Annotated in this window: 11 protein-coding genes; 4 read left to right on the top strand and 7 right to left on the bottom strand. The window is 38.3% G+C overall.

What is annotated here, in order from left to right; genetic code table 11:
* Positions 1-56: 56 nt before the first annotated feature.
* Genes thrC through thrA form a run of 3 tightly spaced genes read right to left on the bottom strand, consistent with a single transcriptional unit; the run spans position 57 to position 4752 of the window.
* Positions 57-1352, bottom strand: coding sequence for a threonine synthase (thrC, locus tag Q0X77_RS06905; RefSeq protein WP_297795049.1), 1296 nt, complete (start codon positions 1350-1352; stop codon positions 57-59).
* Between the two features lie 30 nt (positions 1353-1382).
* On the bottom strand, positions 1383-2303 hold the full coding sequence (locus tag Q0X77_RS06900) for a homoserine kinase (protein WP_297795046.1): 921 nt from the start codon (positions 2301-2303) through the stop codon (positions 1383-1385).
* A gap of 4 nt (positions 2304-2307) precedes the next feature.
* On the bottom strand, positions 2308-4752 hold the full coding sequence (gene thrA / locus Q0X77_RS06895) for a bifunctional aspartate kinase/homoserine dehydrogenase I (RefSeq protein WP_297795044.1): 2445 nt from the start codon (positions 4750-4752) through the stop codon (positions 2308-2310).
* A 399-nt stretch (positions 4753-5151) separates the two neighbouring features.
* Here thrA and Q0X77_RS06890 point away from each other — a divergent pair, with 399 nt between their 5' ends.
* A complete protein-coding gene (locus Q0X77_RS06890; RefSeq protein ID WP_297795041.1) occupies positions 5152-6696 on the top strand; it encodes an NAD(P)H-hydrate dehydratase in 1545 nt (514 codons plus the stop codon).
* Here the strand turns inward: Q0X77_RS06890 and Q0X77_RS06885 are convergent.
* On the bottom strand, positions 6693-7103 hold the full coding sequence (locus Q0X77_RS06885; protein ID WP_297795038.1) for an STAS/SEC14 domain-containing protein: 411 nt from the start codon (positions 7101-7103) through the stop codon (positions 6693-6695). The genes Q0X77_RS06890 and Q0X77_RS06885 overlap by 4 nt on opposite strands.
* A gap of 209 nt (positions 7104-7312) precedes the next feature.
* Positions 7313-9865: an ATP-dependent Clp protease ATP-binding subunit gene (locus Q0X77_RS06880; RefSeq protein WP_297795035.1), complete on the bottom strand. Its 2553-nt coding sequence runs from the start codon at positions 9863-9865 to the stop codon at positions 7313-7315.
* A gap of 261 nt (positions 9866-10126) precedes the next feature.
* Here Q0X77_RS06880 and gyrA point away from each other — a divergent pair, with 261 nt between their 5' ends.
* Entirely contained in the window at positions 10127-12664 is a 2538-nt protein-coding gene (gyrA, locus tag Q0X77_RS06875; RefSeq protein WP_297795031.1) for a DNA gyrase subunit A, read from the top strand.
* A 26-nt stretch (positions 12665-12690) separates the two neighbouring features.
* On the top strand, positions 12691-13947 hold the full coding sequence (locus Q0X77_RS06870; protein WP_297795028.1) for a tetratricopeptide repeat protein: 1257 nt from the start codon (positions 12691-12693) through the stop codon (positions 13945-13947).
* A gap of 51 nt (positions 13948-13998) precedes the next feature.
* Here the strand turns inward: Q0X77_RS06870 and Q0X77_RS06865 are convergent, their stop codons facing one another.
* On the bottom strand, positions 13999-14751 hold the full coding sequence (locus tag Q0X77_RS06865; RefSeq protein ID WP_297795025.1) for an NlpC/P60 family protein: 753 nt from the start codon (positions 14749-14751) through the stop codon (positions 13999-14001).
* Between the two features lie 21 nt (positions 14752-14772).
* Positions 14773-15948 carry an acetyl-CoA C-acyltransferase gene (locus Q0X77_RS06860; protein ID WP_297795022.1) on the bottom strand — a complete coding sequence of 392 codons (1176 nt, stop codon included), beginning with the start codon at positions 15946-15948 and terminating at the stop codon, positions 14773-14775.
* Between the two features lie 118 nt (positions 15949-16066).
* Here Q0X77_RS06860 and Q0X77_RS06855 point away from each other — a divergent pair, with 118 nt between their 5' ends.
* Positions 16067-18115 carry an HDIG domain-containing metalloprotein gene (locus tag Q0X77_RS06855; RefSeq protein WP_297795019.1) on the top strand — a complete coding sequence of 683 codons (2049 nt, stop codon included), beginning with the start codon at positions 16067-16069 and terminating at the stop codon, positions 18113-18115.
* Positions 18116-18401: the final 286 nt, after the last annotated feature.

Below are 18401 nucleotides of genomic sequence, written 5' to 3'. Positions count from 1 at the left end.
TTAATAGATAGCTAGCTCAGGCTTCACAATGTTTTATGATATAAATTCAGGATTTATTAATTGTTCAGCAAATAACTCTTGAGTTCTTTGTAGTTTCTAATATTAGTTGAAACTTTATTTTTGTCCAGTATTTGTGCAATCTTGGAAGGAATGGGCAAGTCTAAATGAAGGGTATCTTCAACCACATCTAAAAACTTAACAGGATGCGCGGTTTCCAAAAATACACCATAGGCATTGGAAACGTTTTTCTGATATTCTTTTAATCCCAGATAGCCTACCGCACCGTGAGGATCAGCTATATAGTTGCACGAATTATAAATGCTGATCATAGCTTGTTTTGTTTCTTCATCATTAAATGAATAAGAGGAAAGGTTCTTTTTTAATTCTTCAAAATTATTTTCATATAACTCTTTAATCCTGACAAAATTACTGGGGTTTCCTACATCCATTGCATTAGAAATGGTAGCTATTGAAGTTTTTGGTTTATATTCCCGGGTTTGCATATATGCAGGTACCGTATCATTTACATTTGTCGCGGCTATAAAATGGGCGACGGGCATACCCAATTTCTGGGCAACCATCCCTGCGCAAATATTTCCAAAATTGCCACTTGGAACAGAAAAGATGATAGGAAGACCTTTACTCTTCAATTTTTTGTATGTAAATAAAAAGTAAAACATTTGGGGTAACCACCTGGCTACATTTATTGAGTTTGCAGATGTTAGCGCAACCTTTGAATTTAGGTCTGAATCTAAAAACGCGGTTTTGACCATTTCCTGGCAATCATCAAAGTTTCCATCTACCTCAAGCGCACTTACATTCTGACCTAGCGTGGTTAACTGACGTTCCTGGATATCACTCACTTTACCACTGGGATATAAAATAACTACTTTTACCCCTTTTACCCCTAAAAATCCATTAGCCACAGCACCTCCCGTATCTCCTGAAGTAGCAACCAGTACAGTTACCTCACTATGTTGATCTTTTGAGAAGTAACCAAGGCATTGAGCCATAAATCTGGCACCTACATCTTTGAATGCAAGGGTAGGTCCGTGAAAAAGCTCCAGAGTTGCTACGTTTTTTTCCAATTCGATAACAGGAAATGGAAAATCGAGCACATTGGTCAGAATCTCTTTCAGTTTATCTTCAGGTATGCTTTCACTAACAAATTGTGTTATTGCCTTAAAAGCAATATCATGATCAGAGAAATCTTCAATATTCTTAAAAAAAGAAGTTGGTAAAGGCTTTATTTCCCTTGGAAAATACAATCCCCTGTCTGGAGCTATTCCTGAGATAACCGCATCTTTAAAAGATACGTCCTCTGCTTTTTTGTTTAGACTGAAAAAATTCATTTATCGGCTTTATGGGACTATAGGTCAAAATTATATTTTATGCATTCCGATAGTATTTATTTTAGAGACATATACGTCATATTCCACACCTATATTATTATAAATTTTGCTCATTGCATCGGCTGTCCTTTCTGCTGTTTCCTTACCCTTGCTCAGGGCGAAAATTGAAGGTCCGGAACCCGATATGCCCGAACCCAGTGCGCCCGCTTTTATCGTTTCTGATTTCACCTCATTAAAACCAGGGATCAACATAGACCGCACAGGTTCAACTATGTGATCCACCAGTGACCTTCCGATCAGGTCATAGTCTTCAAGAAAGAGACCGGCGATTAGTCCACCCACATTTCCCCATTGTTTAATACCATCCTTTAAAGAGATTGATCTTTTTAGAATTTTTCTAGAATCTGATGTTTTCACTTCAATTTGCGGATGTATAACTGTGGCATATAATTCCGGTGGCGTGTTAATTTTAATAATATCAAGTGGTTCGTAGCTGCGTACTAGGGTAAATCCACCAAACAAGGCCGGCGCAACATTATCTGCATGGGCTACCCCGCTGGCTAACGCCTCACCCTGCATGGCAAAATTTACCAATTCGAGCTGTGTAAATGGTTGTTCCAGAAGTTCATTCATAGCCCATACAGCTCCTGCAGCACTTGCGGCGCTACTTCCAATACCACTACCAGGCTTTATCTTTTTGTGAATCTCAATCTCGAACCCTCCTTCATAGTCGCATTGGTTCAATAGTGCTAGTCCGGCTACACCTGCTACATTATCCATAGTTTCCAAAGGGAGGGCCTGACCGGTTATTTTGGATATCCTGATCCCAGGTTCTTCGGTCTTAGTTACGATCATTTCATCACCTATGGCCTCAAGCGCCAGCCCAAGGACATCAAATCCACATGAGATATTGGCAATGGTCGCCGGACAAAATACGCTAATTCTTTTCATTGAATTAATAATTACCTATTCTTATGATATCAGCAAAAATCCCGGATGCCGTTACATCTGCTCCCGCTCCGGCGCCCTTTATCATCAGGGGTTGGTCAGGGTATCTTTCCGTATAAAAAAGAACAATATTATCGCTTCCTTCCAAATTATAAAAATCATGGCCCTTGGGAATCAGTTCCAGGCCAACTTTTGCTTTGCCATGTTCAAATCCCGCAACATATTTCAGTTTACTCTCAGAAGATACGGCCTTTTCATATAATTTTTGAAATGACTTCTCGTGTTTGGCGAGGGAAGCGTAAAAGTCGTCATTATTGGTTGTTTCCAGACTTTCCCCGGGTAAAAATGAATTGTTCTGAATCTCCTCCATATCAAGTTCATAACCACTTTCACGAGCTAAAATTAGAATCTTTCGCATGACATCAATTCCACTGAGATCTATTTTTGGGTCGGGTTCGGTATAACCTTCTTCCTGTGCTTTTTTAACAACATCTTCAAAGTGGGTCTTGTCATTGAAGTTATTAAATACAAAATTAAGACTGCCGGACAGTACAGCCTGTATTTTATTAATTTTATCTCCTGACGCTATCAAATGTTTTAAAGTGTCTATAATAGGTAATCCGGCACCTACATTGGTCTCAAAAAGAAATGGTGAATTGTATTCCCTTGAAAGTTCTTTAAGGAGACTATAATTTGAATAATCGGAAGAACACGCAATTTTGTTGCAGGTAACTACAGCAATGCTTTGCTTCAGATAATCAGAATAAGAATTTGCAATAATTTCGCTGGCCGTGTTATCCACAAAAATACTATTGCGGTAATTGTACTTTAATACGCGGTCATAAAACCTGGTTCTATTGGCCTTCTCACCATCTTTTAAGAGTTCTTCCCAGTTTTTCAAAGGAATCCCATCTTCACGGAAAAGCATTGTTCTGGAATTAGATAGCCCTATAACCCGAAGATTAAGCTTAAGATTTGTTTGGAGATATTTTTTTTGAGTTTGTATTTGCCTAATAAGTCTGGATCCCACATTACCTGCACCCATTATGAACAAATTTAACTGCCTGATGTTTTCTTCGAAAAACTCTTCATGCAAGGTGTTAAGTGCTTTTCGTACATCAGCCCTTCGTATTACTGCCGAAATATTTCTTTCAGATGCCCCTTGTGCAATGGCCCGGATATTTACATTATTTTTACCCAAGGCGCTAAACATTTTGCCGCTTAAACCCTGATGGCTCTTCATATTATCTCCAACAAGGGCAATAATTGTGAGCTCGCTCTCAACCATTACAGGTTTAACTTTATTTGTCGCTATTTCATAAGCAAAAGCGCTATTTACCGCAGATTCGGCAATAGCGGCATCTTCGTCCGAAATCCCGATGCAAATTGAATGCTCAGATGAAGCCTGGGTAATTAGGATAACACTGATATCGGCCTGGGAAAGGACTTCAAAAAAACGTTTGGAAATTCCAGGTATACCTATCATTCCAGGACCCTCCAGGGAAAGAAGGGTAATGTTATCAACATTGCTAATACCCTGTACAGATTTGCCAGTGTGATCCTGGTTTTTCGCTATTAAGGTACCTGGTTCTTCAGGTGCAAATGTATTTTTAATACGAATAGGAATGTTTTTAGACAAAACCGGTTGTATGGTAGGCGGGTATAAGACCTTAGCTCCAAAATGGGATAGTTCCATAGCCTCTTCGTAAGAAATTTGTGGGATTGCTTTGGCCTGTTTAACTATTTTTGGATTTGCTGTATACATTCCACTCACATCTGTCCATATCTGTAACTCTTCTGCCTTAACTGCGCCGGCAACCAGAGCAGCCGAATAATCAGAACCTCCCCTGCCCAGGGTTGTTGGATTGCCTTTGGCAGAAGACGCTATAAATCCCGGAATAACAGATATGTTATTTTTAGTTTGGGAAAAGTAGCTATTACAGTTCCTATTCGTTTTATCAAATTCCACATTGGCTTTGCCAAAAGTATCATCAGTAATGATGAGTTCGCGGCTATCTTTAAACGAGGCATCCATACCTTCTGAGACAAAGTATTCACTAATTATAAAAGAGGATAAAAGCTCACCGAAACTAACAATTTTATCTACTAACTGAGGGGTCTTTTCAGCAATAAGAAATGCACCTTCTGCCAAAGTCTCGAGTGTATTTAATTCACTTTTTACCTTACTTAAAATTGCACTTTGCAATTGAAGTGGAATGAGTTCTTTGATGGTTTTTATATGCCTGTTTTCAATCTCGTCAAGGCAATTTTTATAGGACTCATCCTGATTCGAAGCCAAATCAACTGTTTTTAAAAGCAGATCAGTAATACCACCCAAAGCTGACACTACGACTACCACCTTATTGCTATTTATATTTTCGACGATCTTTTGTACCAGCCTTATATGCTGTGCATTGGCTACTGAAGTACCGCCAAACTTTAAGACTTTCATTATATAATTTTTAGTATTAAATGGACAAAGAATATGTGGTTGAATATATGCGAAATCGGACGTATATGTAGTAACTTACCCCAATGGGGTAGTGGTGGTATTAACAGTAAAATAGATCCTGCTATTGTGGGATAAAGCCCTTTTGCTGATGTCCATTGTGTTCTTCAAAATTAGTATGATAACATCTCAAAAGTATGACTTTTGAATCCCTTATCAAATAATTCATGCTATTTTTACGAAGTCATCAGATTTTTTGAAATATTTTTACAAATACAGATAAATTTAAGGCCGTGTATTGTCATACATTAGAATTTTCTTGTAGCCATTAAAATGCCAACAGTATTTGTGTTTTTAGAAAGATTAATCCTGGACAAACCAAAAATTTAACCGTAATAGGGGATGAAGATATTTACAGCCAAACAGATATATGCAGCGGACCAATTTACATTGGAAGAACAGAAAATCAGTAGCGATGCTCTTATGGAAAGAGCATCTGTTCAACTTTTTAACTGGCTTCACCATAGGCTACAAGGTACTCAGGTCAAAATTAAACTGTTTTGTGGTATAGGGAATAATGGCGGTGATGGACTGGCATTAGCCAGGCATTTATGGGAACATGGTTATGATTTTGAAGTATTGGTCGTAAATTATAGCGATAAGCGGTCTGAGGACTTTCTGACAAATCTTGAAAGATTAAAGGATCGCAAAATTTGGCCCAATTTTATTAACTCTGATTCGAAATTACCGCAAGTCGGTTCTGATGATATAATTATCGATGCTATTTTTGGGATAGGGTTGAACAGATCACCGGATCCGTGGTTGGAGCGACTTATGCAGCATCTCAACAATTCCGGTGCGTTTGTTGTTGCCGTAGATATCCCTTCAGGATTATTTATGGATCAGTCAGTTAAGAACCCCAAAGCCGTTGTTGCCGCGAACTACGTGCTTAGTTTTCAATTTCCCAAACTTATTTTTTTCTTGCCGGAAACGGGAATTTTCGTCAATCAGTGGGAAATTTTGAATATTGAATTGTCTGAGAAATATATTGAGAAAACGGGAACGGATTTTGAACTTATTGGTAAAAATGAGGTTTTGCAATATTATATTCCTCGCGAGAAATTTTCGCATAAGGGCAGCTATGGACATGCATTGATCTTGGGTGGCAGTTATGGTAAAATTGGAGCGGTAACTCTTGCGTCTAAAGCCTGTATTACAACCGGAAGTGGACTAGTTTCCTCTTACGTGCCGCAATGTGGGTATTTTCCATTGCAAAGTTCAGTACCGGAAATTATGGTCATTACTGACAAAGGTGAAAAAGAAATTACAGAGATTTCGTTTGACATAAAGCCCGATGTAATTGGCTTGGGTATTGGCTTGGGAACTGCAAAAACTACGCAGAGTGCTTTCTCAGAATTTTTGAATGATGTTACATACCCAATGGTAATTGACGCGGATGGGATTAATTTACTGGCCGGCAACAAATCTTTATTAAAAAAGCTTCCACCTAAGACAATACTAACTCCTCACCCGGGAGAATTAAAGCGATTATTGGGCAGTTGGAATGATGATTTTGATAAACTTCAAAAGGCAAAAGATTTCTCAAAAAAATATGACTGCATTCTGGTACTTAAAGAAGCACATACTATTGTCATATATAAAGAAAAAGGATACGTAAATACAACAGGAAATCCGGGGATGGCCACGGCTGGTAGCGGAGATGTCTTAACTGGGGTGATTACCTCATTAATTGCACAAAAATATGAACCGTTAAAAGCAGCTATTTTTGGGGTGTACTTACATGGAAAAGCAGGGGATCTGATGCTTCAAAGCTCGGGATATCAGGCGCTTACAGCAAGTGCGATAATTAATGGTCTTGGTCCGGCTTATATGGATTTATTTAGCGTACAGCCAACAAATTCAGAAGTGAAAAACAAAGAGAATTAATTTACTTTTTTCTTTCTGACTCTTCTCTGAACCCATGCAAGTGCATTGCTATAATCAATGTAAAATTTCATAGGTTTTTTATAAAAGAGTTTTTCAATCTTAAAATTATGCATATCCACTTCCTTTACGGAAACAATAGCATATGCCTTTAGGTTTTTTAACTCTCTAAGATAGTTGTAAATAGTAGGGTCAACGGCGTAAGAATTTTTTCTGAGACTTATAATACCAAAATTAATATCTCTAAAATGTATCTCCGAAATTCCTATAATTTGATAGGCTCTTTCGAGAGTAAGTGTTGCCCCTTCGTCAAAGATTAAAACCATGTAATTTTTAAATACTTGTACGGTACCAATATCCAGCCTATATTCTTTGACTATAGTTTTGTTTTTAGCCGGTCCGACTCTCATTTCATATAGTTTAGTGTGTCTGAAACGAAAGTATAGGCTAGGTCATGTTTTTGGAAAAATAATAGACCAATGGCTTAAATATCGTTTATATGGTGTACCATAGGAATAAACTGTATTTATATTCCTACTCCATGTAAGCTACCTGAATTAAAAAAGGAACCAAATAACTTGGTTCCTTTATAACTAAATTCTTACAATATGTTATTATCTTATGCTTTTGAGGATTTCTTAAACTTTTTTATTTCAATGGTTAATTCATCTTTCTTTTCATCAAGATCCATAAAAATACTATCTCCTTCTTCTAATTTTGAATTCACAATTTCTTCCGCCAGGGCATCTTCAATATATTTTTGAATTGCTCTTTTTAAAGGTCGGGCACCATATTGTTTGTCAAAACCTTTGTTTGCTATATAATCCTTCGCTTTATCTGTTAGATTCAGATGATATCCTATATCTTCAATTCGAAGATAAAGTTTATCTAATTCAATATCGATAATCTTATGGATGTGTTCCCGCTCTAATGGATTAAATACAATAACATCGTCAATTCTGTTTAAAAACTCAGGGGCAAAAGCTTTTTTAAGCGCATTTTCGATAACACTCTTCTGATGACTGTCTTCCTGTGACTTTTTAGCTGCTGTTCCGAAACCAACTCCCTGGCCAAAATCCTTAAGCTGGCGGGCGCCAATATTCGAAGTCATTATTATGATCGTATTTCTAAAGTCAATTTTTCGTCCTAAACTATCTGTAATAAAGCCATCATCCAATACCTGAAGCAACATGTTAAATACATCGGGATGTGCTTTCTCAACTTCATCCAAAAGAATTACTGAATAAGGCTTACGTCTCACTTTTTCAGTCAACTGACCACCTTCTTCATACCCCACATATCCGGGAGGAGCTCCAACTAATCTAGAGATGGCGAATTTTTCCATATACTCGCTCATATCGATACGAATCAGGGCGTCTTCAGAATCAAAAAGTTCCTGAGCCAATACTTTGGCTAACTGGGTCTTACCTACACCTGTTTGTCCCAGGAATATAAAAGAACCTATTGGTTTATTCGGATCTTTTAAACCAGCCCTGTTACGCTGGATAGCTTTGGCAACTTTAGCCACAGCCTCATCCTGTCCTACAACATTACCCTTTATGAGATTGGGTAGCTCTGCCAGTTTATTGCTTTCCGTTTGTGCTATTTTATTAACAGGGATGCCACTCATCATTGATACCACATCTGCAACACTTTCCTCGCTAACGGTTTCCCTGTGGAGTTTACTGTCTTCTTCCCATTTTTCCTGAGCGATAGAAAGTTCTTTTTCGAGTCTTTTCTCATCATCTCTTAGCTTAGCTGCTTCTTCGTAGCGCTGTTTCTTAACAACACTATTTTTCAATTCCCGCACTTCTTCTAATTGATTTTCCAATTCAAGAATTTGTTTGGGAACATCCATATTTATTATATGTACCCTTGAACCGGCTTCATCCAAGGCATCGATTGCTTTATCGGGTAAAAACCTGTCCGTCATATACCGGTTCGTAAGTTTAACACATGCATTTATGGCTTCATCGGTATAATTAACATTGTGATGCTCTTCGTATTTGCCCTTAATGTTCATTAAGATTTCAATGGTTTCCTCAACAGTGGTAGGTTCTACCATTACTTTTTGGAATCGCCTTTCTAAAGCACCATCCTTTTCAATATATTGTCGGTATTCATCCAGAGTAGTGGCGCCTATACATTGAATTTCACCTCTAGCAAGGGCGGGTTTAAACATATTAGATGCGTCAAGGCTTCCTGTTGCGCCTCCGGCACCAACAATGGTATGAATCTCATCAATAAAAAGGATTACATCATCATTCTTCTCCAATTCATTCATCACGGCCTTCATTCGCTCTTCGAATTGTCCACGATATTTGGTGCCCGCAACAAGCGAAGCAAGGTCCAGGGTGACTACCCTTTTATTGTAAAGGATTCTGGACACCTTTTTGTTAATAATTCTCAAAGCTAAGCCCTCTGCAATGGCACTTTTACCTACACCTGGTTCTCCAATAAGGAGCGGGTTGTTTTTCTTTCTTCTGCTCAGTATTTGTGAAACACGCTCAATTTCTTTTTCTCGCCCGACTACGGGATCTAATTTATTATCTTCAGCAAGATGGGTTAAATCTCTTCCAAAATTGTCAAGGACGGGAGTTTTGGATTTTTTACTTCCTTTTGGGCCGGAAGTAGTTCCGAAAGACCCTTCTTTGCCGCCATCTGCCGGTTCATCCGAATCGCTGGGAAAGGATTCTGAGGTAGGTGAATCGATATAGTCATCTTCACTGGTGATCATAGATTTAAACTGATCCTTAACGCCATCGTAATCCACTTTTAGTTTGTGGAGTAATTTGGTGGTAGGGTCGTTTTCATTTCTTAAAATACACAATAATAAATGTGCCGTATTAATGGAAGAGCTCTGAAATAATTTAGCTTCCAGGAAAGTAGTTTTTAACGCACGTTCCGCCTGTCTGGTCAGGTGGAGATTTTTTTTATCTTTTTGAACATTACCCGAATTTGGATTGGCCGGACTCAAAATCTCCACTTTGCGTCTTAAGTGATCCAGATCCACATCAAGCGCATCGAGTATGCTAATTGCTTTTCCATTGCCATCACGCAATAATCCCAGCATTAAATGCTCTGTACCAATAAAATCATGGCCAAGCCTTAGTGCTTCCTCTTTGCTGTAAGCAATAACATCTTTTACCCTAGGTGAAAAATTATCATCCATAAAAATTTTCTTAATCAGCAATAAAATTAGTAAATCTATTTTTAAGAACGACAAATACCGTACCTATATTCGACAAAGTTGGACTAAATGACGAAAAAATCACCGATTTACAAAAAATTTAACACGCTAATTATTAACGAAATCACTACCTGGTAGTGTTAATAAATTTTTTAATTAACTCCTGCTAAAGTGCTTTGTAAGCTGCTAATTTCTGTATATTAGCCTGATATTTTAATTACAATAAAGCATTAAGATTTTTATATGGCGGAAGGTGAAAAATTGATCCCTATCAATATTGAAGATGAAATGAAATCGGCCTACATTGATTACTCAATGTCGGTCATTGTGTCACGTGCCCTTCCCGATGTCAGGGACGGCCTCAAACCAGTTCATCGAAGAGTTTTATTTGGCATGCACGAATTGGGTGTTCGTTCTTCCAGTGCGCATAAGAAATCTGCGAGGATTGTTGGGGAGGTTTTGGGTAAATACCACCCGCATGGTGATACATCGGTTTATGACACCATGGTAAGGATGGCCCAGGAATGGAGTCTCAGATATATGCTGATTGACGGCCAGGGTAATTTTGGTTCCGTAGATGGCGATAGTCCGGCTGCCATGAGATATACTGAAGCCCGCATGCGAAAAATTGCGGATGAAATGTTGGCAGACATTGACAAGGATACTGTTGATCATCAATTGAATTTTGATGATTCCTTAAAGGAACCAACAGTCCTTCCTACCCGAATTCCAAATTTGTTGATAAATGGGGCTTCCGGTATTGCTGTTGGTATGGCTACCAATATGCCTCCGCATAATCTTGCTGAAGTAGTAGATGGCACCATCGCTTATATAGATAACAGCGAGATTGAGATCGATGAATTAATTACGCATATCAAAGCTCCTGATTTTCCAACCGGTGGAATAATTTATGGTTACGATGGTGTAAAAGAGGCATTTCATACCGGACGTGGCAGAGTTGTAATGAGGGCCAAAGCTACATTTGAAGAAGTGCAGGGAAGGGAGTGTATCATTGTCACGGAAATCCCTTATCAGGTCAATAAGGCTGATATGATCAAGAAGACGGCCGATTTGGTAAATGACAAAAAAATAGATGGGATAGCATCTATCAGGGATGAGTCAGATCGAAAAGGGATGCGTATTGTTTACATTCTCAAAAGGGATGCGATACCTAATATTGTCCTCAATACGCTATACAAATATTCAGCATTACAATCTTCCTTTAGTGTTAATAACATTGCATTGGTAAATGGAAGGCCACGATTGCTCAATGTCAAAGAGATCATACATTATTTTGTTGAGCATCGGCATGAGGTTGTTGTTAGGCGTACAACTTTTGAGTTGAAAAAGGCTGAAGACAGGGCTCATATATTGGAAGGACTTATTATTGCTTCGGACAATATAGATGAAGTTATAGCTATCATAAGGGCTTCTTCCAATGCAGAAGAAGCAAGGGAAAACCTTATAAAAAGATTTGAATTATCTGAAGTCCAGGCGAAGGCAATTGTAGAAATGCGCCTGCGGCAGCTTACCGGTCTTGAGCAAGACAAATTAAGGACAGAATATGATGAGATTATTGCGACCATTGCGGACCTCAAAGATATTCTTGCCAAGAAAGAACGCAGAATGCAGATCATTAAGGATGAACTTCTGGATGTTAAAGAGCGATATGGAGACGAAAGAAGATCAGAAATAAATTTTGCCGGCGGTGACCTGAGCATTGAGGATATGATTCCTGATGAACAGGTGGTTATTACCATCTCGCACGCCGGATATATTAAAAGGACGCCTCTAAGTGAATATAAAACGCAGAATAGGGGAGGTGTGGGGCAAAAGGCCTCATCTACCAGAACTGAAGATTTTCTTGAACATCTGTTTGTGGGTACCAACCATCAATATATGTTATTCTTTACCCAAAAAGGGAAGTGTTTCTGGATGAGGGTTTATGAAATACCTGAAGGTAGCCGAACATCTAAGGGTCGGGCAATACAAAACCTTATCAACATTGAAAAGGATGATAAGGTCAAAGCGTTTATCTGCACCAGGGATCTGAAAGATGAAGAATATGTGAATGGCCATTATGTCATTATGGCCACCAAAATGGGTACTGTAAAAAAGACTTCATTGGAACAGTATTCCAGACCGAGACAAAATGGAATAATTGCCATTAATATTAAGGAAGAGGATGAACTTTTAGAAGCCAAGTTGACCACAGGTACAAGTCAGATTTTACTTGGTCTTAAGTCTGGTAAAGCCATCAGGTTTGAAGAAAGTAAAACTAGACCTATGGGGCGTAATGCTTCCGGAGTACGCGGCATAAGATTGGCGGACGAAAAAGATGAAGTTATTGGCATGGTGTCTGTTCATAATTTTGATGATGAAATATTGGTGGTCTCGGAGAATGGATACGGTAAAAGGTCGAGTATTGATGACTATAGGATAACCAATAGAGGAGGTAAAGGTGTGAAGACCATCTCCATCACAGATAAAACCGGTGGTCTGGTAGCAATAAAGAATGTATCGGATTCTGATGATCTGATGATAATAAATAAATCTGGTATTGCTATTCGAATGAGTGTAGATGACCTTCGTGTAATGGGCAGGGCTACGCAGGGTGTGAAGTTAATAAACCTTAAGGAAAGTGACTCTATAGCTGCAGTAGCCAAAGTAATGAAGGAAGAGGATAATTTAGATGAGGTTGATATCATGGATATCGAAGTTCAAACAGAAGATGGCACGGCTATTGATAATGATGACAAGGAAACAGAAAACGATAAATAAACACTAATAATTAATTTAATTTTGAAATGAAAACTAAACTTTTATTTATAGCCGTTATGTGCTATGCACTAAGCGGATTTTCACAGAAATCGGAACTCAAAGCGGCTGAAAAAGCTTTAAAATCGGGTGATGCTGCTACAGCGCAGGCATCATTGGATGGGATTCAGGGAATGATTGCCGGAACGGATGAAAAGGTCCAGGCACAATATTATTTTTTAAGGGGCAAGACGTTTGCAGATCTTGCCAAGAAGGGCAATAATGATGCTTTTACTGAAGCAATTACTTCTTTTAAGAAAGTCTTGAGCATTGAAAATGGCAAAGGGAAGTATACCGATGAAACAACTCAGCGTATGGCAGCCTTATCTGCAGATTTGGTAAATTCTGCCGTTGAAGATAACGGTAAGAAGGAATTCAAAAGTGCTGCAGAAAAGTTATATTTAGGGTACCAGCTGAGTCCAAAAGATACTGTGTATTTGTATTATGCTGCCAGTAGTGCGGTTAACGGGGGTCATTACGAACAAGCTATGGGCTATTATGAGGAATTACGCGACATTAATTATGACGGCAGTGGTATTATCTACAAAGCTACTAATGTAGAAAGTGGTCAGGAAGAGATAATGGACAAAACCCAAAGAGATTTGATGATCAAGTCCGGTACCTATAAGGATCCGGTAGATGAAAAGACTCCTTCAAAAAATGCGGAAATAGTTAAGAATATGGCTTTGATTTATTCACAGTTGGGCCAGGACGATAAAGCTTTGGCTGCATTTTCTGATGCACGGGCAAAAAATCCGGATGATGTTAATTTGGTCCTTAATGAAGCCAACTTGTATTATAAAATGGGCGATAAGGATAAATTTAAATCTCTTATGGCTGAAGCGGCCTCTATGCAACCGAACAACGCTGACCTCCAATACAACATTGGTGTAATAAATATGGAGCAAGGCAATATTGAAGAAGCACGGGCGGCTTATAAGAAAGCCCTGGAAATAGATCCGGGTTATGTAAATGCCCAATTAAATCTTTCAACAACCTATGTTGACGAGGGGAATGGTCTAATAGATGAAATGAACAGTCTTGGAAATTCAAAAGCGGATATTGCCCGTTATGAAGAATTAAAGAAAAACAAAGATGATCTTTTTAGGGAAGGTGCGGTAATTTTAGAAGAAGCCCTAAAAGCAAAGCCAGACAACCAGGGAGTTCTAACTCAACTAAAGAACATTTATGGTGCTTTAGGGGATACCGAAAATTTCATGAGAATTAAGAAGTTACTTGGAGAATAATTAATTCCATATTCTCAATAAAAACCCCGGCAATGTTATTGCCGGGGTTTTTTATATGATCTTTTTTATAACTCTTAATTTATGAGTGTATTTTCTCCGTTCATTATTGAAGATGCCGGTATGATCGAGCCTGTCTATTCTAACTTTTCCGAAGACATGGATAATAAAATTATCCTTCATAATTAGCCCTACATGATTTATCTGTCCTTCATTATTATCGAAAAAAGCAAGATCACCCGGTTCACTTTCCTCGATAAAACTGAGAGGTTCTCCTTGTGTTGCCTGTTCCTCCGCTCGCCTCAATAGTTTATAGCCATTAATCTTATATACCATTTGTGTAAAACCAGCCGCATCTACCCCAAAAGGTGTTTTCCCACCCCATAAAAATGGCGCATTCAAATAATATAATGCACTACTTACAAGGTCACTTTTTTTACCTTTCGACCTAATCAGAGTTCCTTCAAATTTATGAGACAGCAGGTCCGCATTCTTAACATTTGAACCCAAAACTATGGGAAGCAACACATTACTGCTGTCACTTACATAAGATACCAGGTCTGCCGAAAAGTTAATTTCCCCGGAACTTACTAGTTTTTTATAATTTTCTTTGCTTATTGGAATAAATTGGTTGTTTCGTATCCATCCCTCACAACCATCATAAGCATCACGTATTTTACTCCAATATTTTCTTTTTTCAAGGATTTTCAGCGGATCACCGTACAGAAGTTGGGTCACCAACTCGCTTGTATCTTCGGCAAGACTTCTAATGGGGACAATACTGAGGTGACAAATACCGTGATGCATAGGTTAGCGTTGTGGTACAAATTAGCTTCGTTCCAAAACTATTGCAGAAGCTCCACCGCCACCGTTACAAATAGCTGCTGCTCCTATTTTACCGTCATTCTGTTCTAAAACACTTAATAGTGTAATTATTATACGGGCACCGGAACATCCCAACGGATGTCCAAGTGAAACAGCACCACCATTTACATTTACATTATCCTCTTTGAGATTCAATAATTTCATATTGGCAAGGCCAACCACTGCAAAAGCTTCGTTAAACTCAAAATAATCAATGTCTTCAATAGTTATCCCGGCTTTTGATATAGCTTTAGGAAGGGCTTTTGCCGGAGCTGTAGTAAACCATTTTGGTTCCTGTGCAGCGTCAGCATAGCTTTTTATTGTTGCCAGGGGTTTTAATCCCATTTCTTTGGCTTTTTCAGCACTCATTAATACCAGAGCTGCTGCGCCATCATTAATTGTCGATGCATTAGCTGCCGTAACTGTACCGTCTTTTGTGAATGCAGCGCGCAAAGCCGGTATCTTTTCTAATTTTACATTTTTATATTCTTCATCCTCTTGCACAATGATGGGTTCACCCCTTCTTTGTGGTACTTCTACCGGGACGACTTCATTATTAAATTTTCCGGATTTCCACGCCTTTGCAGATCGTTCATAAGACTGGATTGCAAAATTGTCCTGATCCTCCCTGCTAAAATTATGTTCAACAGCACACTCGTCTGCACATACCCCCATAGCATTTTGATCATAGACATCTACCAAACCATCTTTTTGCATACCATCTATAAGGGTTGCAGGTCCAAATTTCTGGCCTGTTCTCATATGAACATAATGTGGAATCTGGCTCATATTTTCCATCCCACCGGCTACCACAACAGATGTATCACCAAGTGCTATAGATTGTGCAGCTTGCATAACGGCCTTCATTCCGGATGCACATACTTTATTGATCGTAGTACATGGAACAGTGTCAGGAATGCCTGCAAATATTGCTGCCTGTCTTGCAGGGGCCTGTCCGGTTCCCGCCTGAACGACATTCCCCATAAGCACTTCATCCACCTCATCAGCATTTAATTTGATTTTATCCAATGCACCTTTAATGGCAATAGCGCCTAACTTTGGCGCGGGGATAGTGGATAAGGACCCCATAAAACTCCCAATGGGTGTTCTTGCAACTGATACGATTACAACCTCTTTCATCTGAAATTAAATTAACTACGCGAAATTAAGAAATTAAAGTGCAATGCATTGTGTTTCCTCTCTAAAAGGTAATTCATAATACTATTATTTTCTATTTTTGAGGTAGAAACATTCTGCAATGAGCAAAACCTTAGACGGCGTTTATAAAAATCATTCACTTATTTACAAATATGTACTTTATGTAATAACCATTGCTTGTATTGTTTTTTTCTTTCCAAAGGGGGGGAAGTTCAAATATGAATTCCAGAAAGGCAAGCCCTGGCAATATGAAAACCTATATGCCCCGTTTGATTTTTCCATTAAGAAATCAACAGAAGAAATTGATGAAGAAAAAAATAGTATTGAAAGTAATCAGATAGCATATTATAATTACGACGAAAATTTAGCTTCACAAGCCTACACCAATTTTACTGAAAAATTTCCGGTTGTTTTTAGTTCTGAAAAGTTCAGTAACCGTTCCAGGCGTATTTTGGAAAAGGTAGGGAAAGAATTTCTCGATAACATCTATGCTAATGGAGTCTTAAAAAAAACAGATGAGAATATATCCGGAAATGAGGTTTATCTTTTGAAAGACGGCGAAGCGGCACTTAAACAGTCGGATGCGTTATACAGAATTGGTTCAATAGAAGATTCAATATCAAAGCTGGTCCGGGAGAAAAGACTTGGATTATATGAAACTGATTTTAAGACACTTTTTTTTGATGTAGTGCAACCAAATGTCAATTACGACGAAGAACTTACCACACGTGAGTTAGAAGAAGCTATTTCCCAAATTTCACTCACCCGGGGTAACGTTGACGAAGGCAAGCTAATAATTGCAAAAGGAGAAGTAGTAGAGGCCGAAAACTTAAAAATATTAGATTCCTTAAAGGCGGAATACGAATCTGAACTTTGGACTGAAAACAACTACTATTTTATATTATTCGGATATACTATTCTTGTAGCCCTTGTGCTAATGATGTTGTTCTTGTTTCTGAAAAAATATAGACCGGACGTTTACAGGAATAACATAAAAGTGACCTTTATTTTCTTTAATATTTTACTAATGGTTTTTATTACCACCCTTGTGGTAAAATATAATGAGGCATATGTTTTTGTAGTCCCCTTGTGTATTATGCCCTTAATTCTAAAGACCTTTTTTGATGCACGGCTGGGACTTTTTGTTCATGTATTAACCGTTCTTATTTTGGGTTTTGTTGTTCCAAACAGCTTTGAATACATTTTTCTCCAAATAATAGCCGGTATAGTTACTATTCTAACCGTATCTGAACTTTACAAGCGGGCGAATTTGTTTATTTCTGTCGGACAAATAACCTTGATATACATTATCGGGTATTTCGCATTCCATATTATACACGAAGGGAATCTGGACAATGTTAATTGGTACACTTTTGGGTTTTTCTTTTTGAATGGTATGATTACCTTGTTTGCACAACCTCTCATATACATTTATGAGAAAATGTTTGGAATGGTTTCAGATGTTTCCCTTCTCGAATTATCTGATACGAATTCCAAATTACTAAAGGAACTTGCTAATAAGGCACCCGGAACTTTTCATCATTCCCTTCAGGTAGCCAATCTTGCAGAAGCTTCCGCAAATGAAATTGGTGCAAATGCCATGTTGGTGAGGGTAGGAGCGCTATACCATGATATTGGTAAAATGAATAATCCTGCCTATTTCACCGAAAACCAGATAACCAGCATAAATCCCCATGATGAGTTGGATCCTAAAGAAAGTGCAAGGATAATTATTAATCATGTTATTGAAGGGATAGAACTTGCAAGAAAGTATAATTTACCCGACAGGGTCATCGATTTTATCCGCACGCACCACGGTACCAGTTATGTGTATTATTTTTATAAGAAACAACAGGAAATAGAGGATGTTGTTAAGGAATCAGACTTTAAGTATCCCGGCCCCATGCCCTTTTCTAAGGAAACTGCTATTTTAATGATGGCAGATTCCGTAGAAGCGGCGTCCAAGAGTCTAAATAACCCAACCTACCAGATCATTGATGACTTTGTGGAGAAGATTATAAACGGGCAAATGAAGGCAAATCAATTTCTTAATGCGAACATTACATTTAAGGAGATTGAAATGATCAAGAAGGTTCTGAAGCACAAATTAACCAATATCTACCATCTCAGGGTTGAGTATCCGGAATAATTAAAAAGAAAGGTTCCTCTATCGGGGATATGGGTTATTGCTTAGAAAATCTCTAATTTTTATTAAATATTCATATTACCAAATTCACATGGTCTTTCCTGTGATTTACCCCTATTAGACCGGCCTAATCCTCAGAATCCTCATTTTCCGGATTCTCATCGAAATCATGATCATCCTGTTCAGCAAGATCATCATCTGGTTCTTCATCAGCATGGTCTTCCATTGCAGCTACTAATCGTTTGCTGACTTTTACCAGATAAATGGTATCATCAGTTCTTACTTCTAC

This window comes from uncultured Eudoraea sp. (genome assembly GCF_947258925.1).
Lineage (GTDB): Bacteria > Bacteroidota > Bacteroidia > Flavobacteriales > Flavobacteriaceae > Eudoraea.
The sequence above is the reverse complement of the archived record's forward strand: the minus strand, read 5'-3'. Positions and strand labels throughout refer to the sequence as shown.